This is a genomic window from Cellulomonas sp. (genome assembly GCF_965229465.1).
Classification (GTDB): Bacteria; Actinomycetota; Actinomycetes; order Actinomycetales; family Cellulomonadaceae; genus Cellulomonas.
Map to the genome: position 1 here is coordinate 38,176 of NZ_OZ245882.1, position 22,288 is coordinate 60,463.

Consider the following 22,288-nt stretch of genomic DNA (forward strand, 5'->3'; position numbering starts at 1 on the left):
GTTGACATAACGAACGAGGGCCTCCAAGGATTCCAGCCGCGACGACCTCGATCGGGCCGGGCCTGAGGCCTCGGACACGTCGCCCGCGCAGTTGCGCGCACATGTCGAAGGAGCGCCCGGCGCGGTCGCCCTACAACCCGCTGACCTGCACCTTCACGGGGGTCTGTCCGCGGGCTGGACGGATCGCCCCGGGAGCCTCACACTTGCGCCTGCCCCCTTGGATGGTCCGGCCGCCGATGGCCGGGAAAGGACCCCCGGCCGTGCTGCGCACCGTCACCTCGCACCTGTCCTTGGACGTGCGCACCCCGCTCGAGATCCTGCTCGCCGTCGCCGTCGCGGACGGCGCCTACGACCGCTCCGAGATCCTGTCGGTACGGCACGAGGACGGGCCTCTGGACGTCTCCGAGGTCAAGATGGCCCACGGTGGCCGCATGCACCGCGTCCTGTCTCCCGCGGGTCGTCTGGTGGTGGACTACCAGGCCACGGTCACCGGTCAGGCGGACCTGCCGGCCATCGACGACGTCGACCTCGTCGAGTACCGCCGGCCCAGCCGCTACGCGGACTCCGACCGGCTGCTGGCCTTCGCGCGGGACCAGTTCAAGGGCCTCGAGGGGCCTGAGCTCCTCGACGCGGTCGTCGCCTGGGTGAGCGGTCACGTCACGTACCTGTCGGGATCCAGCCTGCCGACCGACGGCGCCACAGACACCCTGCTGAAGCGCCGGGGCGTGTGCCGTGACTTCGCGCACCTGGTCGTCGCGCTGCTGCGGGCCAAGGACGTCCCGGCACGCCTCGCCTCCGTCTACGCCCCCGGCCTCAAGCCGATGGACTTCCACGCGGTCGCCGAGGCGTACGTGGACGGGGCGTGGCACGTGGTCGACGCGACGAAGATGGCGCGCCGCGAGTCGCTGGTCCGGATCGCGACCGGCCGCGACGCCACGGACACCGCGTTCCTGTCCTACTACGGCGGTCAGCTCTCGATCCGGGCCATGACGGTCACCGCGGCCGTGCACACCGTGCCCCCGGCGCTCCCGGCGGACGACGTCGCGGGACTCGTCGCCCTGCGCTGACCAGCCCGCCCAGACTAGATCGAGAGCCCGACCAGCGAGCCGACCGCGTACGTCACGGCCATCGCGATCGAGCCGCCGAGCACGTTGCGCAGGACGGCCCGGCGCGGCTCGGCGTCGCTGAACCGCGCCGCGATCAACCCGGTCAGGACCAGGGCGACGACGACCGCGCCGAACGTGGCCGGTGCCCGGACGGCACCCCAGGGAGCCAGGACCACCAGGAGCGGGACGAGCCCACCGACCAGGAACGCGCCGAGCGACGCCACGGCCGCGTGCCACGGGTTCGTGTACTCCTCGGGTCCCGTCACGACGAGCGTCGGCAGGACCCGGCCCCGCCGTACGGCGGACCGTTCCGCGTCGCGCTGGCTGCTCACCGACACGTACTCCCCCGCCGCCATGGACAGCGCGCCCGCGACCAGCGCGGCGATGCCGGCGAGTGCGATCGTGCCCACCGGCGTGGCCGCACCCGCGACACCGAGCACGGTCGCGGCGACCGACACGATGCCGTCGTTGGCGCCCAGGACACCGGCGCGCAACCAGTTCAGGCTCTGGAGGGTCGGGGCCGGGCGCTGCGTCTGGAGGACGGTCATACGCCCACGGTAGGCACCCCGCACCGCGTTGTCACCGAAGCAAAGGCTGCCCTGACCTGCGGTGATGCAGGACAGGCTCTCCTATCTCAGGCGCTCTCGCGCAGGTTGCGTCGCCGTCCCTCGACCTCGACGAGCTCCGCGAAGGCGGCCTGGTAGGCGGTCGGGTCGGCCTCGGCGTCCATGCGCTGGAGGCGACCGCGGAGGTCTGCGATGTGGCGCGTGAAGCCGATCTCCACCAGGCGGAGCACGACGCCCTTCACGTACCCCTCGAGCGACTCGGGCCGGTCCTCGGGCAGCGGCGCGACGGCCAGCTCGGTGACCAGGGCGCGGACCGGCCCGGCTGCCTGCTCGATCACGGCGCCCACCCAGCCGGTCGACCCGCCGGAGCTCTGGAGCAGGGGCCTCGCGACGGTCAGCCCGCCGGCCGCACGGATGGCCTCGTGCACGGCGCGGTAGGCCGGCGCGCCGAACGCGTCGGAGGGGAGCTCGTCGAAGTCGGCGGCCACCAGGTCCGGCCGCTGGAGCACGACCTCCAGGGCGGTCCGCTCGATCTGCGCGACCGGGTCCCGCCGGTCCGGGACCGGCATGCGGGCGACGGGAACCGGCACGGGCTCGGACGACGGCCGCTCGGTGCGCGCGGTCGCTGGGCGGCTCGCCGGAGAGGCCCCCTGCACGGCGCGGCGCACGGAGTCCTGGTCGTCGATGCCCAGCCAGCCGGACAGCAGGCGGGTGTACTCCGGACGCAGCGCTGCATCCCGGATGCCCGCGACGATCGGGGCGGCGGCCCGCAGCGCACCGATCCGGCCCTCGGCGGTCCGCAGGTCGTAGGACGCCAGGGTGGAGCGGATGACGAACTCGTAGAGCGGCGTCCGGCCTGCGACCAGCGCGCGGACGGCGTCCGGGCCCTTGGCCTGGCGGAGCTCGCACGGGTCCATGCCCGACTTCTCGACGGCGACGAACGTCTGGGCCGAGAACGACTGGTCCTCGCCGAACGCCCGCAGCGCCGCCTTCTGGCCCGCCGCGTCCCCGTCGAAGGTGAAGATGATCTCCCCGCCGACCGAGGCGCCCGACGCCAGCTGGACTCCCCCGCTGGATCCCGAGTCGCCGATCAGTCGGCGCACGATCCGGGCGTGGTCGGAGCCGAACGCGGTGCCGCAGGTGGCCACGGCGGTGCCGACGCCCGACAGGTGCATCGCCATCACGTCGGTGTACCCCTCGACGACCACGACGCGCTTGTCGCGCTGGAGGTCCCGCTTGGCCAGGTCGATGCCGTAGAGCACGTGCGACTTCTTGTAGAGCGGCGTCTCGGGGGTGTTCAGGTACTTGGGCCCCTGGTCCTCCTCGAAGAGGTGCCGCGCGCCGAAGCCGACCGTCTCCCCGGTCAGCTCGCGGATGGGCCACACCAGCCGACCGCGGAACCGGTCGTACACGCCGCGCTGCCCCTGGCTGACCAGCCCAGAGAGCGTGAGCTCCGCCTCGGTGAACCCGCGGCCGCGCAGGTGCCGCATCAGCGAGTCCCAGCCCTGGGGCGCGAACCCGACGCCGAAGTCCGCCGCGGCCGTGCGGTCGAACCCCCGCTCAGCGAGGAACTGGCGACCGGCGGCGGCGGCGGGGGTGCTGAGCTGCTCGCGGTAGAACTCCTCGGCCACCTTGTGCGCCTCGATCAGCCGCCGGCGCTTGCCCGGCTCCTCGCCGGGACGCGGGGCGCCGCCCTCCTCGTACCGGAGCTGCAGCCCGACCTTGCCGGCCAGGTACTCGACCGCCTCGGAGAAGCCCAAGCCGTCGACCTTCTGCACGAAGTCGATGACGTCGCCGCCCTCGCCGCAGCCGAAGCAGTGGTACCGACCCACCTGGGGGCGCACGTGGAAGGACGGGGAGCGCTCGTCGTGGAAGGGGCACAGGCCCTTCATCGAGCCGACGCCCGCGGACCTCAGCGTGACGTGCTGGCCGACGATCTCCTCGATGTGGGCGCGCTCGCGGACCGCCTCCACGTCCTCCCGCCGGATGCGACCTGCCACGCGAGGAGTCTAGGCGTCGGCGCCGACCCGTCGGACCGGTTCACACCAGTGCCGGGGGTCCTCCGTGCCGGGGCGGGTGGACCAGCCGCGCGTGCAGCTCGGCGGCCGAGACGTCGGTGAGCGAGGCCACCTGGTCGATCACCACGCGCAGGCGTGCGCCGTCGTCGGCGGCCTCCGCCCAGTCCGCCGCGAACGGGGGCTCGAGGGCGATCGGCGCTCGCTCGGACAGCACGTGCACCAGGTCCACCAGCACCTCGCGCTGGCGGTGGTAGAGCGGCTCGAGCTCGCGCGGGGCCATGACGTAGGCGACCGCGAGGCCCTTGAGCACCAGGATCTCGGCCAGGGTCTCGTGCGGCACGATCAGGTCCGCCGCGTACCGGGTGAGCGGCCCAGGTCCGTACTCCTGCCGCGTGGCCAGCTGGGAGGCCTTGGCGAACCGGCCGATCAGCTGGCTGGTGGAGTCCTTGAGCGACGCGAGCGCGGCGCGGGAGCCGTCGAAGCCCGGGCGCCACAGGTGCGCCGCCAGGAGCCGGTCCATCGCGTCCTGGAGACCGTCGGCGGTCACCGCGTCGCCGTACCAGGTCTGCACGGCCTCGACCACGCGGTCACGCTCGTCCGGGACGGCCAGCACCTCGAGATCCAGGCGCCCGCCCACGACGGCGTCCTCGACGTCGTGCACGGAGTACGAGATGTCGTCGGCCAGGTCCATGACCTGCGCCTCGAGGCACTTGCGACCGCCGGGTGCCTGCTCGCGCAGCCACTCGAACACCGGGAGGTCGTCCTCGTACACCCCGAACTTGTGCGTCGGCCGGCCGCTGGCGGCACTGACCGGACCCTGGAGGTGCCGCCACGGGTACTTCACCGAGGCGTCGAGGCTGGCGCGCGTGAGGTTCAGCCCCACCGCGCGACCGTCGGGGGCCACGACCTTGGGCTCGAGCCTGGTCAGGAGCCGGAGGGTCTGCGCGTTGCCCTCGAAGCCGCCGATGCCCTTGGCCAGCTCCGCCAGCGCGCGCTCCCCGTTGTGCCCGAACGGCGGGTGCCCGAGGTCGTGGGCGAGGCAGGCGGTGTCGACGATGTCGGGGTCGCAGCCCAGCGCCTTGCCGATCTCCCGGCCCACCTGCGCGACCTCGAGGGTGTGCGTGAGGCGAGTGCGGACGAAGTCGTCCGACGACGGCCCGAGCACCTGCGTCTTGGCCCCGAGACGCCGCAGCGCCGACGAGTGCACCAGCCGGGCACGGTCCCGCTCGAACGCCGTGCGCTCGCGCGACTTGACCGGCTCCTGGACCCACCGTTCCCGGTCGGCGTCGACGTAGCCGTCGACGTCGAGAGACTGGTCCAGTGCGGTCACGGGGCCAGCGTAACGAGCGGGCCCGACGGGTGGTCTCGGCGGTGCCCGGCGGACGGTCCCCCACTGGCGCGCGCGAGTGTGCAACGCTCTCGCAGCGACATCATCAACGGCGACGGACGAGGAGGTCAGGTGTCCCCTACGCTTCCGCCTGTGCGCACCCGCCTGACGGATCTGGCCGAGCAGGCCGGCGTCAGCACGGCCACGGTGTCCCGGGTCCTGAACGGCAAGCACGGCGTGTCCGCCCAAGCCCGCCAGGCCGTGCTCGCCGCCCTGGACGTCCTGGGCTACGAACGACCCGAGAAGCTGCGCACCCGCTCCGCCGGCCTGGTCGGCCTCGTGGTCCCCGAGCTGTCCAACCCCGTGTTCCCCGCCTTCGCCCAGGTCATCGAGACCATGCTCACCGAACGCGGCTACACCCCCCTGCTGTGCACCCAGTCCCCCGGCGGCACCACCGAGGACCAGTACGTCGAGATGCTCCTGGAGCACAACGTCGACGGCATCGTGTTCGTCTCCGGCCTGCACGCCGACACCACCGCCTCCAAAGACCGCTACCACCGCCTCCGCAGCCGCGGCATGCCCATCGTCCTGATCAACGGGCACGCCGCCGGCGTCGACGCCCCCTCGGTCTCCACCGACGACGCCGCCGCCCTCGACCTCGCCTTCCGCCACCTGATCTCCCTCGGGCACCGCAGCATCGGCCTGGCCATCGGCCCCGAACGCTTCGTGCCCGCCGCCCGCAAACGCTCCGAGTTCGCCCTCAACCTGCACCGCCACCTCGATCAGGACAACCCCGACCCCCACATCGTGACCACCCTGTTCACCGTCGAAGGCGGCCAGGCCGCCGCCCTGGAGCTCATCGACTCCGGACACACCGCGATCATCTGCGGCTCCGACCTCATGGCCCTCGGCGCCATCCGCGCCGCCCGCACCCGCGGCCTGAACGTCCCCGCCGACCTGTCCGTCGTCGGCTTCGACGACTCCCCCCTGATCGCCTTCACCGACCCACCCCTGACCACCGTGCGCCAACCCGTCCTGGCCATGGGCCACGCCGCCGTGTCCGCCCTCGTCAACGAGATCACCGGCACCCCCGCCTCCCGCACCGAGCTCACCTTCCACCCCGAGCTCATCGTGCGGGGGTCCACCGGAGCCGCACGCGCGGACTGACGAACTAGGCCAGCCGCCAGACCTGCACGCCGGGTCCGTCGGCCGGCAGCACCAGCCTCCCGTCGACGAGCGGCAGCTCCGCGCCCCCGTACAGGTTCTGCGCGGTCGCCCCTGGCTCGAGCAGGTGGCCGGGCAGCAGGGCGCCCTGCCAGGCAGTGCGCGCGAGGAGCACCAGGACGAGCTCGTCGGGCGTCTCGCGCAGGAACGCCACCGCGTCGTCCGTCACGACGGCCCAGCGCAGACCACCGGTGCGCAGCGCCCCGGACGAGCGGCGCAGCGCGGCGAGGCGTCGGTAGGTCTCGAAGGTCGAGGCGTCCCAGCGCGGGCCGCCACCGGCGTCGATCTCGTCCCACGGCATGCTCGCGCGTGCGTGCTCACCGTTGGCGCCGGTCAGACCGCCCTCGTCCCCCGCGAACACCACGGGCGTGCCGGGGTACGTGAAGAGCAGGGCGGCCGCCAGCTCGGCACGCTCACGGGTGCCGACGACGGTGCGCAGGCGGGCGGTGTCGTGCGACGCCAGCATGTTCCACTGGTGCCGCGTCACCGACCACGGCACGGCCGAGTCGAAGTCCCGCATCGAGTCGACCATCGCCTGCCCGCCGCGACGGGGAACGGTGACCGGCATCCCGACGAACGGCAGGGTGCTGTCCGGCTCGACCAGCCACGACCAGACCGGCCGCGTGAACGCCGAGTAGTTCATGTTGACGTGCCAGCCGCCGACGCCCATGTCCGAGCCGGCGTCGTGGAAGTGCTCCGAGACGAGCACCGCGTCGGGGTCGTGCGCGCGCATCGTCGCCCGGATCATCTGGGCGACCTCGTGCGTCTGGTCCTGGCTGCCGTAGCGCCCGGTCATGTTCGCGACGTCGATGCGCCACCCGTCCAGGTGGTACGGCGCGCGCATCCACCGCGCGATGACCGACCCCGGGCCGTCGACCATGCGCGCGGCCAGGCCGGGGGCGGACCAGTCGAGCTTGGGCAGCGACGCGTGCTCCAGCCAGCCGACGTAGCCCGGAGCCTCGTCGGTCCGGTAGTAGAACCGGGCCTCCTCGCTCGCGGGATCGGCCTGCGCACGGACGAACCACTCGTGCCCGGCCCCGGTGTGGTTGGTGGTGAGGTCCCCGACCAGCCGCATCCGGCGCGCGTGCAGGGCGGCGGACAACGAGGCGAGCGCGGAGTCGCCACCCAGAAGCGGGTCGACGTGGTCGAACGTGCTCGCGTCGTACCGGTGGTTGGACCTCGCCGGGAAGACGGGCGTGAGGTACAGCGTGTCGACGCCGAGGCGCTGGAGGTGGTCGAGCCGCGACTCGATCCCGGACAGGTCACCGCCGAACAGCTGCGACGAGGTGTCCCGGCCGAGCGCGGCGGGCTCGGTCCCCCAGGCGACCGGTTGCGCCCAGTCCGGCAGCGGCCCGACGGGCGGCCCGTCGTGACCGCTCGAGCGCGCGAACCGGTCGGGGAACACCTGGTAGACGAACGCGGAGTCCAGCCACGCAGGCGCCGGGTCGTGCACCGTCAGGCGGAAGTCCGCGGCGTCCGGGACGTCGCGTTCGTGCACCCCCCGGCCGTTGAGCCAGCGGTAGCCACCGGGCTCGTCGAGCAGGAACCGGTAGCTCGTCAGCGGGTTGTGCACCAGGACGTCGGCGACGTACCACCGCTCGTGCTCGGTGACCCGGTCCAGCCGCGCCTGCTCGAGCCGGGGTTCCCCGTCTCGCACAGTCCGCAGCCAGACGGCACGCTCGGGGCCTGCGGCCGGGACACGCACCCGGACCGGGACCCGCTCGCCGAGCGCCGCTCCGGCCGGTGCGTACAACGCCGAACCGTCGTGGTGCGGGTCGCCGAGCAGGTGCCCGACCGGGCCGTGCGCGGACGTCATCCCTTGACCGAGCCTGCCGTCAGGCCGGCGACGATGTACTTCTGGAGGAACAGGAACAGCAGGATCACGGGGATCGCCGCGAGCACGGCGCCGGCGGCGAACAGGCCCCACTTGGCCGTCCGCTCGTCGGCGGCCCAGAAGTAGAGCCCCACGGCGAGCGTGAACTCCTCCGGCCGCTGCAGGACGACCTTCGCGACGATGAACTCGCCGAACGTCCCGATGAACGACAGCAGCCCGACCACCGCGAGGATGGGCGCCACCAGCCGCAGGATGATCGTCCAGAAGATCTGCGCGTGCGAGGCGCCGTCGATCTTCGCCGCCTCGTCGAGCTCCCGCGGCACGGTGTTGAAGAACCCGTACATGAGGAACGTGTTCACCCCGAGCGCGCCGCCCAGGTAGACCGCGATCAGGCCGAAGCGGCTGTTGAGGCCGAGCACCGGGAACACGTCGCCGATCGACAGCAGCAGCAGGAAGATCGCGACGAAGGCCAGCATCTGCGGGAAGATCTGCACGATGAGCAGGCCGGTCAGGCTGGTGCGCCGGCCCTGGAAGCGGAACCGGGAGAACGCGTACGCCGCAGCCCCGCCCATGAGGACGGTGCCCACGGCGGTCACCGTGGACACGATCAGGGAGTTGATGAACCAGCTCCCGTAGCCCCGGCCCCACAGGTCGCGGTAGTTCTCCAGGTCGATCGTGCGGAAGAGCTGGTTCGACCCGGTCAGCGTGCCGCCCGGGTTCAGGGACGCCGACAGCACGTACACGAGCGGCAGGACGCAGGCCGCGATCGTCACGACGGCGACGACGTGCCGCCAGCCGACCTCGAGCCACCAGCGGCGCCCACGGAGCTGCAGGTCCCGCTCCACGGAGGTGTCGGCCATCTCAGATCTCCTCGAGGGTGCGGGTGCGGCGGAAGCCGAGCCAGGCGATGAGGCCGACGACCAGGAAGATCAGCATCGACAGCGCGCTCGCCAGGCCGTACTGCTTGGTGCCGCTCTCGAAGGCCACGGAGTAGACCATCGAGATCAGGATGTCGGTGTGGCCCACCACGACCGGTGTCCCGACGAAGTTGGGGCCGCCACCGGTCAGCATGTAGATGAGCGTGAAGTTGTTGAAGTTGAACGCGAACGAGGAGATCAGCAGCGGCGCCACCGAGATCATGAGCAGCGGCAGCGTCATGGACCGCAGGATGCGCAGCTTGCCCGCACCGTCGATGCGCGCGGCCTCGATGGTGTCCTCCGGGATCGACTGCAGCGCGCCGGTGCAGACCAGGAACATGTACGGGAAGCCCAGCCAGAGGTTGACCATGAGGATCGACACCTTGGCCAGCCACGGATCGGTCAGCCACGGGATGTCCGCGCCGCCCAGCAGGACCTCGTTGATGTAGCCGAACTTCGGGTTGAGCATGCCCTTCCAGACCAGCGCGGAGAGGAACCCGGGGAAGGCGTACGGGAGGATCAGCAGCGACCGGTAGACCTTGCGTCCGCGGACGCGCGGGTCGTTGAACACGATCGCGAGGAACAGCCCGAGGGCGAACGTGGTGGCCACCGACAGGGCCGCGAACACGAACGTCCACGCGGTGATCTGCAAGAACGGCCCGGTCAGACGCGGGTCGTTGAAGACGCGCGTGAAGTTGTCGAAGCCGACACCGACCCGCCAGCCCGGGGTGAGCCGGTCGCCGTCCTCCGAGACGAAGTTGCCGGACTCGGACGGGGTGAACGTCTCGCCCGTCGCCGTGTCGGTGAAGGTATCGGTCGCTGCGTCGTACACCATCGTCGGCTCGTAGACGTAGCCGGTCGAGCCGTCCTGGGTGCGCACCGAGCCGTCGGCTGAGTCGTCGGAGAGCGGGACGCGCAGGGCGGTGATCGCCTCCTGGTCCTCGGCGATCCCGGCGAACCCGAGGACCTCCCAGCCGGGGACAGCGGTGGCCCGGTCACCGTCGACGGAGGCGCCGTCGACGGGGGCGAACGGCTCGTCGGCCGTGCCGACCTCGACCTCGCCGTCCTGCACGATCGCGAAGCCGAGCTCGTCGCCGCTGCGCACGACGGTCACCGGCAGCGTCGGGGACCCCTCGACGCGGGTCTCGGTCTGGATCGCGATCGACTCGATCGCGTCGGACTTGGTCGAGTTGTGCCCGTCGCCGTAGTTCGTGAACGCCACGTAGCCGGTGTAGGCCATGACGAACAGCTGGTAGACCAGCAGGAACAGCAGGCCGGGGATCAGGTACTTCGCGGGGATCGCGCGGCGTGAGAAGTAGACCCAGTTCGCGACGACGAGCGCCAGGGCGAGGAACGCGACGATGCCCCAGGACTCCACGGCCAGCGCGGTCAGGATGCCGTAGACACCGAGCGCGTCGACGAGGGCGATGAGGACGAGCTTGACGACGAAGCCCGCCGAGAAGTTCCGGGCGTGGGAGCCGTCACCGCGCGAGCGGCGCGGCGACCGGACGCCGGGTTCCTCCGGAGGGGCCGGGGGCGCCACGGTCTGCTGGTCGGTCATGCGGGTCCTCCGGGACGCGGGTCACTGCTGCTGGGATCGCCGCGACGGTGCGGCGAGGGCAAGGACATCCCGCCGGGCGGCTGCGCGCCACCCGACGGGACGTCCTGGACCGTCAGACCTTGTCGACGGCGTCCTGGATGTTGGTCACCATCGTGTTCCACGCACCGGCAGGCTCGGCCTGGCCGCCGATGATCTGCGCCTCGGTGGCTCCCCAGAAGGCCCACACGGTGCTCATCGCGGGGATGGCGGGCATCGGGGCACCGGTCGAGCCGGCCTCGTTGAAGCCCTTGAGGATCGGGTCCTCGACCTTGGCGGCGGAGGCGGCGTTGGCGGGCATCCGGCCACCCTCGGCGAACAGCATGTCCTGCGCGGCCTCGGTGGTCAGGTAGTTCACGACGAGCTCGTTGGCGAGGACCGGGTTCTCCGACTTGGCCGAGATGAACACGCCCTGGACCCCGACGAACGGCTGGGCGGGCTGGCCGCCGGCGCTCGGGACGGGGAGCACGGAGATGTCCATGCCCGCCTCGGCGAACGCCGAGGTGTTCCACGGGCCGGTGATGATGTACGGCGCCTGGCCGTCGAGGAACGCCTGCTTGGCCTTGTCGCCGTCGATCGCGAGGTCGAGGACCTTGTCGGTGCCCAGCTTGGCCAGGTACGCGGCGAACGCCTCACCGGCGGGGCCGCCGAGGGCGAGCGTGTCGGTGTAGGAACCGTCCGCGGACTGCTCGAACACCGGGGCGCCGAACGAGGTCTGCAGCGGGTACAGGTGGTACGGGTCCGACGCCTCGCCCTGCTGGATCAGCACGGAGAACGGGGTGCCGGTGCCCTTGGCCTGGGCGATCAGCTCGTCGAACGTCGTCGCCGTGGTCTCCGTGAGGAGCGCGTTGTTGCGGACCAGCGCGATGTTCTCGATGGAGATCGGCGTGCCGTAGATCTTGCCGTCGTACGTGACGCCGGCGATGGCCGAGTCGGAGAAGTCCGCGGCCTTGTCGCCCAGCTCGATGGGGGCCACGACGCCGTTGTTGACCCACTCGCCGAGGCCGTCGTGCGCCGAGACGATGATGTCCGGGCCCTCGCCCGTCGGGACCTGCGCGACGAAGTCCTTGCCGATGTCGCCCGAGGCCTTCTGCACGAGCTCGACCTTGACGCCGGTCTCCTCGGTGAAGGCGGCGACGACCGGCTCCATCTCGTTGATGCGGGTGTCGTCCACCCACATCGTCAGCGTGCCGGAGGCGGTCGCCTCGGTGCTGGCGCTGGTCTCCGTGTCAGCCGGGTCGCCCGACCCGGAGCAGGCGGCGAGGGCGAGCGTGATGCCCAGGGCCGCAGCGGTGAGGGGGATGCTCCGTCGCATCGTGAGTCTCCTAGATCGTGAGAATGCCGCTCGGCAGATCCCGACGATCGACCGGCGCTGGCGTGATGCGGTGACGGTAACCTCGTTGTCTCATCGGCTGCAAGTCGTTACGGTAAGTTGCAGCGAACTGTTGCAGAAGCGTGATTAAGGGCGATCCCTCCGGCTTCTCGCGTCAGCCGCGACCCGGACAAAGGAGTGACGTGGCCCCCACCGTGCCCATCGTGCGTACCCGTCTGACGGATCTGGCCGAGCAGGCCGGCGTCAGCACGGCCACGGTGTCCCGGGTCCTGAACGGCAAGCACGGCGTGTCCGCCCAAGCCCGCCAGGCCGTGCTCGCCGCCCTGGACGTCCTGGGCTACGAACGACCCGAGAAGCTGCGCACCCGCTCCGCCGGCCTGGTCGGCCTCGTGGTCCCCGAGCTGTCCAACCCCGTGTTCCCCGCCTTCGCCCAGGTCATCGAGACCATGCTCACCGAACGCGGCTACACCCCGCTGCTGTGCACCCAGTCCCCCGGCGGCACCACCGAGGACCAGTACGTCGAGATGCTCCTGGAGCACAACGTCGACGGCATCGTGTTCGTCTCCGGCCTGCACGCCGACACCACCGCCTCCAAAGACCGCTACCACCGCCTCCGCAGCCGCGGCATGCCCATCGTCCTGATCAACGGGCACGCCGCCGGCGTCGACGCCCCCTCGGTCTCCACCGACGACTCCGCCGCCCTCGACCTCGCCTTCCGCCACCTGATCTCCCTCGGGCACCGCAGCATCGGCCTGGCCATCGGACCCGAACGCTTCGTGCCCGCCGCCCGCAAACGCTCCGAGTTCGCCCTCAACCTGCACCGCCACCTCGATCAGGACGACCCCGACCCCCACGTCGTGACCACCCTGTTCACCGTCGAAGGCGGCCAGGCCGCCGCCCTGGAGCTCATCGACTCCGGACACACCGCGATCATCTGCGGCTCCGACCTCATGGCTCTCGGCGCCATCCGCGCCGCCCGCACCCGCGGCCTGAACGTCCCCGCCGACCTGTCCGTCGTCGGCTTCGACGACTCCCCCCTGATCGCCTTCACCGACCCACCCCTGACCACCGTGCGCCAACCCGTCCTGGCCATGGGCCACGCCGCCGTGTCCGCCCTCGTCAACGAGATCACCGGCACCCCCGCCTCCCGCACCGAGCTCACCTTCCACCCCGAGCTCATCGTCCGCGGCTCCACCGGAGCCGCGCCCACGGCCCCGTCAACCACCCTGACCTCGGTCGCTGTGACCGCTGAGGCTCCCGTCGTAGTCTGATCAGATCCCCTGATCGGCAACGGCGCCTCCCCCCTGTGACCACCCCGAAGTGAGGCATGCCCGCATGACGACGATCGACACCCGACCCCTGCGCACCCTGGTGCACACCGCCGGATCGCCCGACGGCGAGTGGTGGCGGGATGCCGTGATCTACCAGGTGTACCCGCGCTCGTTCGCGGACGCGTCCGGTGACGGGATCGGCGACCTGCCGGGCGTGACCTCACGCCTGGAGCACCTGGCCGAGCTGGGTGTCGACGCCGTGTGGCTGTCGCCCTTCTACCGGTCCCCGCAGGCCGATGCCGGCTACGACGTGGCCGACTACCGCGACGTGGACCCGCTGTTCGGCACGCTCGCCGACTTCGACGTCATGCTCGAGCGCGCCCACCGCCTCGGCCTGCGCGTGATCGTCGACCTGGTGCCCAACCACACCTCCGACGAGCACGTCTGGTTCCAGGCCGCGCTGGCCGCCGGGCCCGGCTCCCCCGAGCGCGCCCGGTACCTGTTCCGCGACGGTCAGGGTGTCGACGGGTCCGAGCCGCCCAACAACTGGCAGTCGATCTTCGGCGGCCCCGCGTGGACCCGGACCACCGACCCCGACGGCACGCCCGGCGAGTGGTACCTGCACCTGTTCGACTCGCGGCAGCCCGACCTCGACTGGGAGCACCCCGAGGTCCGCGCCGAGTTCGAGGACGTCCTGCGGTTCTGGCTCGACCGCGGCGTGGACGGGTTCCGCATCGACGTCGCGCACGGCATGGTCAAGGCCCCCGGGTTGCCCGACTGGGACGGCCACGTGTCGATGATCGAAGGATCTGACGACACGGAGGCGGTGTCGGGCTCGGGCAACCAGGGCCCGATGTTCGACCAGGACGGCGTGCACGACATCTACCGCGCCTGGAACCGCGTGCTGGCCGAGTACCCGGGTGACCGCGCGCTGGTCGCCGAGGCGTGGGTGGAGCCGCTGTCCCGTCTGACCCGCTACGTGCGGCCCGACGAGATGCAGCAGGCGTTCAACTTCGCGTTCCTGGCCACGCACTGGGACGCCCCGGCGCTGCGCACCGTCGTCGAAGCCTCCTACCGCGCGTCCGACGCCGTCGGCGCCCCGACCACGTGGGTGCTGTCCAACCACGATGTCGTCCGGCACGCCTCCCGCCTCGGCCTGGCGGAGCCGGGCTCGCGCCCCAACGGCATCGGCCACGGCGACGAGCAGCCGGACGAGGTCCTCGGCCTGCGTCGCGCGCGGTGCGCGTCGCTGCTCATGCTCGGGCTGCCCGGCTCGGCGTACCTGTACCAGGGCGAGGAGCTCGGCCTGCCGGACCACACCTCGCTCGACGACGACCTGCGCCAGGACCCGGCGTTCTTCCGGACCGGTGGCGCCGAGCGCGGCCGCGACGGCTGCCGCGTACCGCTGCCGTGGGCGTCGGACGCCGACGGCTTCGGGTTCTCCCCGACCGGCGTGACCTGGCTCCCGCAGCCCGCCGAGTGGGCGTCGTACGCGCTCGACGCCCAGCGCGGCGTGCCCGGGTCGACGTACGAGACCTACCGGTCGGCGCTCCAGCTGCGTCGGGAGTCGGGCCTCGGCTCCGGTGGCATGGAGTGGTTGCACGGCCTCGGTGACGACGTGATCGCGTTCGTCAACCGTGACGTGCTGGTCGTGGCCAACCTCGGCACGGAGCCGGTCGTCCTGCCCGCGGGTGCCGACGTGCTGCTGGCGTCGGTGGACCCCGCGGTCGACGGGGACGGCGCGGTCCTGGTCCCCTCGGACGCGACCGTCTGGGCGCGCTTCACGGTCTGATCGGACCCGGAACGGCCCCGCTGCGGCGGGGCCGTTCTCGCGTTCAGGGGCGAGCGGTCACGTCCCATGCCTGCGCGGTCTGCGGCGGGACGGTCACCGTGAGGACGCCGTCCCGCACCGTCGACAAGGCGCAGTCCCCGATGACGAGGGCGTCGCAGTAGTCGCCGTCCGGCAGGCTCGTCGGCAGGTCGGCGCGCAGCTCGTCGTCGCCAGAGTTGACGGCGACGAACCCGCGCTCGCCGCGGCCGAACGCCACCGCGCTGCCCTCGGACCAGACGTCGACGACGGGCGTGTCCCCCACGACGGCGCGCCAGCCGACCATCCCGGCGATCACGGGCCAGCGGTGCTGGCACACCCAGTCGCCGTCCGCGAGGTCCGCGCCCGGGCCGGGAGCAGTGCCGCACGACGCGTCGAGCACCGCTCCCTCGGCGTCCTGCGGAGGTCCGGCGTCGCGGTCCGAGAACGCGTACCCGGTGTAGACCGCGGGCGTGCCGTAGGTGCCGGCGAGCATGAGCACGGTGGCCAGCGCGTAGTCCTCGGCGTCCGCGTAGCTGAGCGTCGAGCCGTTGCGCTCGGTGTCGTGGTTGTCGACGAAGATCACCGCGTCGTCGGACGGTAGGTACCCGGACGTGGTGCCCAGGTCGAGTACCCGCTCGGGCAAGCTCGCCAGCACGCCCTGCACGTCCTTGCCCCACGCGAACTCGTACACCCGGCCGTTGGCCAGGTACTGCTCCGGCGTGATCGGTTCGCCACTGCCGCGGATGACCTCCTGCGCGATGCCCGTGCCCTCGGGCAGCCCGGCGACGATCGCGGCGATGTCCTCCGACGGCATGTGTTTGGCAGCGTCGACGCGGAAGCCGTCGACGCCGAGGGAGAGGAGGTCTTCCAGGTAGGCGGTGATCGTGGCGCGCACGTGGTCGGTCTCGGTGGCGAGGTCGGCCAGGTTGACCAGCTCGCACGTCTGCACCTGGGCGGCGTCGGTGTACAGGGCGATGTCGTCGTTCGGAGTCAGCCCGCAGTGGTGGAAGTCGGCGTCCGCGTACAGGCCCGGGTACTCGTAGTGCGCGTACGACGAGCCCGCCCAGCCCGTGCCCGGTGCGTCCTGCCCGGTCATGTGGTTGACCACCGCGTCGGCCCACACGTCGACGCCGGCGTCGTGGCAGGTCTCCACCATGGCTGCGTACTGCTCCCGGGTGCCGAGCCGCGACTCCACCCGGTAGCTCACCGGCTGGTAGGCGGTCCACCACGCCTCGCCGACGATGTGCTCCTGCGGCGGGCTGGTGAGCACCCAGCCGTAGCCGTCCGGCCCGAGGTGGTCGGTGCACTCGGCCGCGACGGCGTCCCAGGTCCACTGGAACATCTCCACGCCGACGTCGCGTGTCGTGGGCGTCTCGGCCGGTCCGGTGCACGCCGCGAGGAGCAGCAAGGCACCGAGCAGGGCGGTCGCGCGGGCGGGCAGGTGCGTCATCGTCACCACCGGGTGCGGGCCGCAACTCGTTGCAGCAACTTGCAGGTCGGCCCACCCTAACGCCCTAGGGTGGGCGACGTGCCTCGCGTCCTGGTCAACGGCCCCGCGTCCTGGAACACCCTCGTCCGGCTCCCGACGCTCCCGGAACCGCGGTCGCAGACGCTTTTCGCGAGCGGTCACCACGACGGGCTCGGCGGCACCTCTGCCGGAAAGGCTCTGACGCTCGCGGCCCTCGGTGTCGACGTCACGCTGCGCACCGCCCTCGGCGACGACCGTGAGGGTTCCCTGGTCCGTGCGGCGCTGGCGCACGACCGGATCACGCTCGAGGTCCAGCCTGTCGAGCGCACCGAGCGGCACGTGAACCTCATGGCCGACGACGGCTCGCGCGTCTCGCTCTACCTCGAGCTGCCCGCCCCGGGACCCGGCCCGATCCCGCCCCTCGACGGCGTCGACGCGGCCATCCTCGACCTGGCCGACCACAGCCGCCCGCTCCTGGCTGCCGCCCGCGCGGCCCGGGTCCCGGTCTGGTGCGACGTGCACGACGACGACGGCGTCGGCGACTACCCGCGCGACTTCGTCGCGGCCGCCGACGTGCTGCTGGTGAGCGCCGCGCGCCTCGCCGACCGCCGGGCGTTCCTGTCCGACGCGGTGGCACGCGGGTGCCGGCTCGCGGTCTGCACCGACGGCGCCGCGGGAGCGCTGGCGCTGGACGCCGACGGGTGGATCGAGGTGCCGGCCGCCACCGTGGCCGAGGTGGTGGACACCAACGGGGCCGGCGACGCGTTCCTCGCGGGGCTGCTCAGCGGCGTGCTGGACGGGATGCCGGTCGAGGGTGCCCTCGCGCGGGCGTCGGCCGCGGGCGCGATCGCGGTGACCACCCGCGCACTCGGCGCACCGGACGCGACGATCACGGCCGTCGACCGTCTCGCGCGCACGGTGGGCGTCCGCCGCGTCTGACGACCGTCAGCCGCCGGAGACGCTCAGCTCGGCCTCGTGCAGGGCCTTCGCGAACTCGTCGGACAGCTCCCGCGAGTCCAGCCAGCCGTACGGCAGGAGCGGCCGCTTGGGCGACCCGGCGCGGCCGCGCTGCCCCTCGGCACCCGCTCCGGGGTACCCCTGGTCGAGGTCCAGGCGGGCAAGCCGCTCGTCGAGCTCGGCCATCGTCGACACCAGCCCGAGGGCGGCCCGGGTCTCCCCGCCGACGATGTACCCCTTGAAGTACCAGGCCATGTGCTTGCGCATCTCGCGCAGCGCCTTGCCCTCGTCGCCGAAGTGCTCGACCATCAGCTCCGCGTGCCGCCGGACGATCGTCGCGACGTAGCCGAGCCCGGGCCGGATGCGCTCGTCGGAACCCGCGAACGCGGCCGCGAGGTCCGCGAACAGCCACGGACGACCCTGGCAGCCGCGGCCGACGACGACGCCGTCGCAGCCCGTCTGCGCGACCATGTCGAGGGCGTCCTCGGCCGACCAGATGTCCCCGTTGCCCAGCACGGGGATGTCGGTGACCGTCGCCTTGAGCTGTGCGATCGCGTCCCAGTCCGCCGTGCCGGAGTAGTAGTCGGCGGCGGTGCGGGCGTGCAGCGCGACCGCGGCGACACCGACCTCCTGCGCGACGAGCCCGGCCTCGAGGTAGGTCAGGTGGTCGTCGTCGATGCCCTTGCGCATCTTGACCGTCACCGGGACGCCGTAGGGCTTCGCGGCGTCGACCGCGGCCGTGATGATCGCGCGGAACAGGTCCCGCTTCCAGGGCAGCACCGCTCCCCCGCCGCGGCGCGTCACCTTGGGCACCGGGCAGCCGAAGTTGAGGTCGACGTGGTCGGCACGGTCCTCGGACGCGATCAGGTGCACGGCCGCACCGACCGTCGCCGGGTCGACGCCGTAGACCTGCACGGACCGCGGACGCTCGTCGGGCTCGTGCGAGATGATCCGCATCGACTCCTCGCCACGCTCCACCAGGGCCCGGGACGTCACCATCTCCGCGACGTACAACCCGGCGCCGGACTCGCGGCACAGGCGGCGGAACGCGGCGTTGGTGACGCCGGCCATGGGCGCCAGGACGACCGGGGTGTCGATGGTCAGCGGCCCGATGCGCAACGGCGGCAGCACGGCGCCGGGGCGCGCCGGTGCCGCAGGAGTCGTCAGGGTCATGGACCCATTGTCGCTCAGCCCAGCAACCAGCCGTACTCCTGCGCCAGCCGGACGGCCTCGGCACGCGTCCGAGCCCCCGTCTTGCCGATCGCTGCCGACAGATAGTTGCGCACGGTGCCCTCGGACAGGAACGTCTCCCGGGCGATGTCCGCGACCGTCCCGCCGCCCGCCGCCACGACGAGCACGTCACGCTCCCGCTCGGTCAGCGGGCTCGTGCCGACCGCGAGCGACTCGACGGCGAGGTCGGGGTCGACCACCCGCAGTCCTCGGTGCACGCGACGCACGGCGTCGGCGAGCTGCTCGGCCGGGGTGTCCTTGACCACGAACCCGCTGGCCCCCGCGTCGAGCGCCCGACGCACGTAGCCGGGACGCCCGAACGTGGTGACGATCAGGGACCGGCACGCCGGGTACCTGCGTCGGAGCTCGGCGGCCGCGGCGATGCCGTCCAGACCCGGCATCTCGACGTCGAGCAGGGCGACGTCGGCCGCATGCGTGCGGGCCGCGTCGAGCACCTCGTCGCCGCGACCGACCTGCGCCACGACGGTGAGGTCGGTCTCGAGGTCGAGCAGCGCGGCCAGGGCACCGCGGACGAGGGCCTGGTCGTCGGCCAGCAGGAGCCGGATCATCGGTCCCTCGTGACCAGCAGCCGGTACCCGCCCAACGGGCTCGGCGAGACGACGACACGGGCACGCGACTCCCGCGCCCGCTCGGTCAGCCCGCGCAGCCCGTTGCCGGGCACCAGGTCGGTGTTCGCCGGGCCGGAGCCGTCGTCGTCGACGATCAGCGTGTCGCCGGTCATCGTCACCCGCACGCGGCTCGCGGCGGCGTGCCGGAGCACGTTGGTCGTGCCCTCGCGCACCGCCCAGGCGAACAGCTCGCGCAGGTCGTCAGGGACCTGGTCGACGGTGCCCGGCACGTCGGCCTCCACCCCCGCGGAGTCCAGGGCCTGCCGAGCCCCCGCGAGCTCACCGGCCAGCGTCACCGCGCGTGTCGCCGACACCATGCCGCGCACATCCGCGAGCGCCGCTCGGGCCAGGGCCTGCACCTCGGCGATCTCGGCGCGGGCGCGGTCGGCGTCGACGTCGAACATCTTGCCCGCCAGCTCGGCCTTGACCGAGATGACCGTGAGGGAGTGGCCGAGGATGTCGTGCATGTCGCGCGCGATCCGCTCGCGCTCCCGCTCCACCGCCAGCACCGCCACCTCGTCCTGCGCGAGCGCCAGCTGCCGGTTGCGCTGGACCAGCTGCGTGAAGCCGTAGACGGCGACGGACGCGAGGAAGATCGAGATGATCAGGTCGTCGATGGTCTGCCAGCCCGGCACGATCCGCGGCAGCACCAGCACGGCGACCGAGGCGAGCACCGGCATCAGCAACGCCCTCGGGTCCCGCAGGAGGAACACCGCGGACACGCAGACGAACACCAGGCCGACCAGCCCCTGCTCGTCGGCGGCCAGGCACGCGACCGCCACCAGGACCACCTGCTGCAGGAGCACGAACGCGCTGCGGGGGTCCGGCGACCGGCCGTGGTGCGGACCCGCCTGCGTGAGCACCACCCACCCGAAGCTCACCGCCAGGCCGGCGATCGCCACGAGCGAGAGGATCCGCTCCACGCCGGGCGTCGCGTCCCACGCCGCCTGCCACGGCTGGAGCAGGAAGACCGCCCAGACGATCCCCATCGCGGGACCCACGACGCGCATGATCCGACGCGTCCGCGGCCGCGCGATCCCCTCGGCCTCGGACGCGTACGCGAGCCGCCCGCCCCAGCGGGGCCAGCGCTCGTCACGCACGCTCGTGCCGCCACCCGGCTCCGCGTCGCGCTCCACAGCGCTCACGGTAGCCGGGCGGCGGTACGCCCCCTCGCCGGGGGTGGTGCTCACACGCGGGCCGTGTCGCGGCGGAACCGCCAGGCCGCGCCGCCGACGAAGACGACCGCCCACCCCACCACGTTGACGATGGCCCAGATGCTCGGGGCCTCGCCGGTGAGCGGCGCCCGCACCAGCTCGGCCAGACCGTAGGTGGGGACGACCTTCGCGATGTCCGCGAACAGCCCGTCGCCCAGCGGCACGAACAGCCCACCGGCGAACGCGAGGAGGGCCAGCACCGGGCCGAGGATCTGCATGACGTTCTCGGCCGGCAGCAGGTAGCCCATGAACAGCCCGAACGCGGCGAACACCACCGAGCCGGCCCACGCGAGCCCGAGGGACGCGACGAGTGCGCCGGCATCGCCGGCCGCCCCGCTGACCAGGCCGACCGCTGCCACCACGACGACCGCCGCGAGCCCCATGACCATGGCCACGGCAACCTTGGTGAACACGTAGGTGGTCGGGCGCAGCGGGGTGAGCCGCAGCTGGCGGGTCCACCCCTGCGCGCGCTCGACCGACACGCTGGCGCCGCCGCTGGTGGTGGCCAGCATCGCGCCGTAGAGCGCCATGGACACCATGATCCAGGCGGTGACGTTGCCGTTGCCCACCGACTCGGTCGTGTAGGCGTCGGCCGTGCCGAAGATGAGGAAGAACACCGGCGGCATGATGAGCGTGAAGATCACCGTGCGGCGGTTGCGCAGCAGGCGGCGCAGCTCGATGGCCAGGAACGGGCCGTTGACCAGGCCGGCGCGCGGCGCGCGCGAGGTGGTGGTCGGGGCGTCGACGAGCGTGGTCATGCGGGGCTCCCGGAGGTGGTGAGGGCGAGAAACGCGTCCTCGAGCCCTCGGGCGGTGATCTCGATGTCGCTCGCCGCGGTGGCGGTGAGCAGGTGGCGGGCGACGCCGTCGGAGTCGGACGTGTGCACCAGCACCCGGTCACGGCGCTGCTCGACCGACTGGACGCCCGGGATCGCGCGGAGCGCCGCGCTCTGGGCGGCGGTGAGGTCCGGGAACGTCGCGGTGACGAGTCGGCCGGACGCCATGTTCTTCACCTGGGCGGCCGACCCGTCCGCGACGATCCGACCGTGGCTGACGAGCACGATGCGGTCGGCGTAGGCGTCGGCCTCCTCCAGGTAGTGCGTGGCGAACAGGATCGTCCGGCCGCGGGAGGCATCCGCACGCAGGGCGGTCCAGAAGTCGCGGCGGCCCTCCACGTCCATGCCCGTGGTGGGCTCGTCGAGCACGATCACGTCCGGGTCAGGCAGCAGGGCGAGCGCGAAGCGGAGCCGCTGCTGCTGCCCGCCCGAGCACTTGCCCACGCTGCGGTCGGCGATGTCCGCGATCCCGGCGCGCGTGAGCACCTCGATGGCGCTCCGCGCGGACCGGAAGAACGAGGCGGTGAGCTCCACGGTCTCGCCGACCGTGAGGTCCTTGAGCAGCCCGCCGCTCTGCATGACCGCGGACACGCGCCCCTCGGCGATCGCGCGGCTCGGGTCGAGCCCGAGCACCGACACCGAGCCCGCGTCGGGCTGCGCCAGGCCGAGCAGCATGTCGATCGTCGTCGTCTTGCCGGCGCCGTTGGGGCCGAGGAACGCGACGACCTCGCCGGGGGTGACCGCCAGGTCGATCCCGTCGACGGCGCGCACGGAACCGAACGACTTGTGCAGACCGCGCAGGTCGATGGCCAGGGGGTCCGCACCCGCGGGGGCCGGACCGGGGAGAGTCTCGGTGAAGGTCATGGGTCGATCCTGACCGGCGCGCGCGCACGGCTCCCCCGCCGGGCGTCACCAGCTCCGGATGACGGATGTCACCTGCGCGGGGCGCTCG

Annotated in this window: 18 protein-coding genes; 5 read left to right on the top strand and 13 right to left on the bottom strand. The window is 72.4% G+C overall.

Annotation, left to right across the window (positions count from 1 at the left end; all coding sequences use genetic code 11):
• The first annotated feature begins 260 nt into the window (after window positions 1-260).
• Entirely contained in the window at window positions 261-1,067 is an 807-nt protein-coding gene (locus ACO06A_RS00230) for a transglutaminase-like domain-containing protein (RefSeq protein ID WP_421734171.1), read from the top strand.
• A 14-nt stretch (window positions 1,068-1,081) separates the two neighbouring features.
• Here the strand turns inward: ACO06A_RS00230 and ACO06A_RS00235 are convergent, their stop codons facing one another.
• The 3 genes from ACO06A_RS00235 to ACO06A_RS00245 all read right to left on the bottom strand — a co-directional run bounded on the left by ACO06A_RS00235 (window position 1,082) and on the right by ACO06A_RS00245 (window position 5,011).
• On the bottom strand, window positions 1,082-1,654 hold the full coding sequence (locus ACO06A_RS00235; RefSeq protein ID WP_421734172.1) for a VIT1/CCC1 transporter family protein: 573 nt from the start codon (window positions 1,652-1,654) through the stop codon (window positions 1,082-1,084).
• Between the two features lie 86 nt (window positions 1,655-1,740).
• Window positions 1,741-3,672, bottom strand: coding sequence for a DNA primase (gene dnaG, locus ACO06A_RS00240; RefSeq protein WP_421734173.1), 1,932 nt, complete (start codon window positions 3,670-3,672; stop codon window positions 1,741-1,743).
• 40 nt (window positions 3,673-3,712) lie between these two features.
• Window positions 3,713-5,011: a deoxyguanosinetriphosphate triphosphohydrolase gene (locus tag ACO06A_RS00245; protein WP_421736110.1), complete on the bottom strand. Its 1,299-nt coding sequence runs from the start codon at window positions 5,009-5,011 to the stop codon at window positions 3,713-3,715.
• A gap of 159 nt (window positions 5,012-5,170) precedes the next feature.
• Here ACO06A_RS00245 and ACO06A_RS00250 point away from each other — a divergent pair, with 159 nt between their 5' ends.
• A complete protein-coding gene (locus ACO06A_RS00250; protein ID WP_421734174.1) occupies window positions 5,171-6,184 on the top strand; it encodes a LacI family DNA-binding transcriptional regulator in 1,014 nt (337 codons plus the stop codon).
• 4 nt (window positions 6,185-6,188) lie between these two features.
• Here the strand turns inward: ACO06A_RS00250 and ACO06A_RS00255 are convergent, their stop codons facing one another.
• The 4 genes from ACO06A_RS00255 to ACO06A_RS00270 all read right to left on the bottom strand — a co-directional run bounded on the left by ACO06A_RS00255 (window position 6,189) and on the right by ACO06A_RS00270 (window position 11,904).
• Entirely contained in the window at window positions 6,189-8,057 is a 1,869-nt protein-coding gene (locus ACO06A_RS00255; protein ID WP_421734175.1) for a glycoside hydrolase family 13 protein, read from the bottom strand.
• Complete coding sequence (locus ACO06A_RS00260; protein WP_421734176.1) at window positions 8,054-8,935, bottom strand: sugar ABC transporter permease; 882 nt, start codon at window positions 8,933-8,935, stop codon at window positions 8,054-8,056. Before ACO06A_RS00260 ends, ACO06A_RS00255 begins: the two co-directional genes overlap by 4 nt.
• A gap of 1 nt (window position 8,936) precedes the next feature.
• Entirely contained in the window at window positions 8,937-10,553 is a 1,617-nt protein-coding gene (locus ACO06A_RS00265; RefSeq protein ID WP_421734177.1) for an ABC transporter permease subunit, read from the bottom strand.
• A gap of 112 nt (window positions 10,554-10,665) precedes the next feature.
• Window positions 10,666-11,904: a sugar ABC transporter substrate-binding protein gene (locus ACO06A_RS00270; protein WP_421734178.1), complete on the bottom strand. Its 1,239-nt coding sequence runs from the start codon at window positions 11,902-11,904 to the stop codon at window positions 10,666-10,668.
• Between the two features lie 221 nt (window positions 11,905-12,125).
• On the opposite strand from ACO06A_RS00270, the gene ACO06A_RS00275 reads away from it, so the two are divergent.
• Together ACO06A_RS00275 and ACO06A_RS00280 are read left to right on the top strand one after the other, a co-directional pair.
• The gene (locus ACO06A_RS00275; protein WP_421734179.1) at window positions 12,126-13,193 is read left to right on the top strand and encodes a LacI family DNA-binding transcriptional regulator; all 1,068 of its coding nucleotides are present in this window, start codon (window positions 12,126-12,128) and stop codon (window positions 13,191-13,193) included.
• 64 nt (window positions 13,194-13,257) lie between these two features.
• Entirely contained in the window at window positions 13,258-14,985 is a 1,728-nt protein-coding gene (locus ACO06A_RS00280; protein ID WP_421734180.1) for a glycoside hydrolase family 13 protein, read from the top strand.
• A 43-nt stretch (window positions 14,986-15,028) separates the two neighbouring features.
• On the opposite strand, the gene ACO06A_RS00285 is transcribed toward ACO06A_RS00280, so the two are convergent.
• Window positions 15,029-16,453, bottom strand: coding sequence for an alpha-amylase (locus ACO06A_RS00285; RefSeq protein ID WP_421734181.1), 1,425 nt, complete (start codon window positions 16,451-16,453; stop codon window positions 15,029-15,031).
• Between the two features lie 78 nt (window positions 16,454-16,531).
• On the opposite strand from ACO06A_RS00285, the gene ACO06A_RS00290 reads away from it, so the two are divergent.
• Window positions 16,532-17,410, top strand: a complete 879-nt coding sequence (locus ACO06A_RS00290) for a carbohydrate kinase family protein (RefSeq protein ID WP_421734182.1) — start codon at window positions 16,532-16,534, stop codon at window positions 17,408-17,410.
• 6 nt (window positions 17,411-17,416) lie between these two features.
• On the opposite strand, the gene dusB is transcribed toward ACO06A_RS00290, so the two are convergent.
• From dusB to ACO06A_RS00315, 5 genes are read right to left on the bottom strand one after another with little or no spacing between them, the layout of a single operon-like run.
• Window positions 17,417-18,601 carry a tRNA dihydrouridine synthase DusB gene (gene dusB / locus ACO06A_RS00295; protein ID WP_421734183.1) on the bottom strand — a complete coding sequence of 395 codons (1,185 nt, stop codon included), beginning with the start codon at window positions 18,599-18,601 and terminating at the stop codon, window positions 17,417-17,419.
• A 14-nt stretch (window positions 18,602-18,615) separates the two neighbouring features.
• Entirely contained in the window at window positions 18,616-19,227 is a 612-nt protein-coding gene (locus ACO06A_RS00300) for a response regulator (protein ID WP_421734184.1), read from the bottom strand.
• Window positions 19,224-20,423: a sensor histidine kinase gene (locus ACO06A_RS00305; protein WP_421734185.1), complete on the bottom strand. Its 1,200-nt coding sequence runs from the start codon at window positions 20,421-20,423 to the stop codon at window positions 19,224-19,226. The genes ACO06A_RS00300 and ACO06A_RS00305 overlap by 4 nt, the downstream gene beginning before the upstream one ends.
• 50 nt (window positions 20,424-20,473) lie before the next feature.
• Complete coding sequence (locus ACO06A_RS00310; protein ID WP_421734186.1) at window positions 20,474-21,259, bottom strand: ABC transporter permease; 786 nt, start codon at window positions 21,257-21,259, stop codon at window positions 20,474-20,476.
• Window positions 21,256-22,200: an ABC transporter ATP-binding protein gene (locus ACO06A_RS00315; protein ID WP_421734187.1), complete on the bottom strand. Its 945-nt coding sequence runs from the start codon at window positions 22,198-22,200 to the stop codon at window positions 21,256-21,258. Before ACO06A_RS00315 ends, ACO06A_RS00310 begins: the two co-directional genes overlap by 4 nt.
• Window positions 22,201-22,288 lie beyond the last annotated feature (88 nt).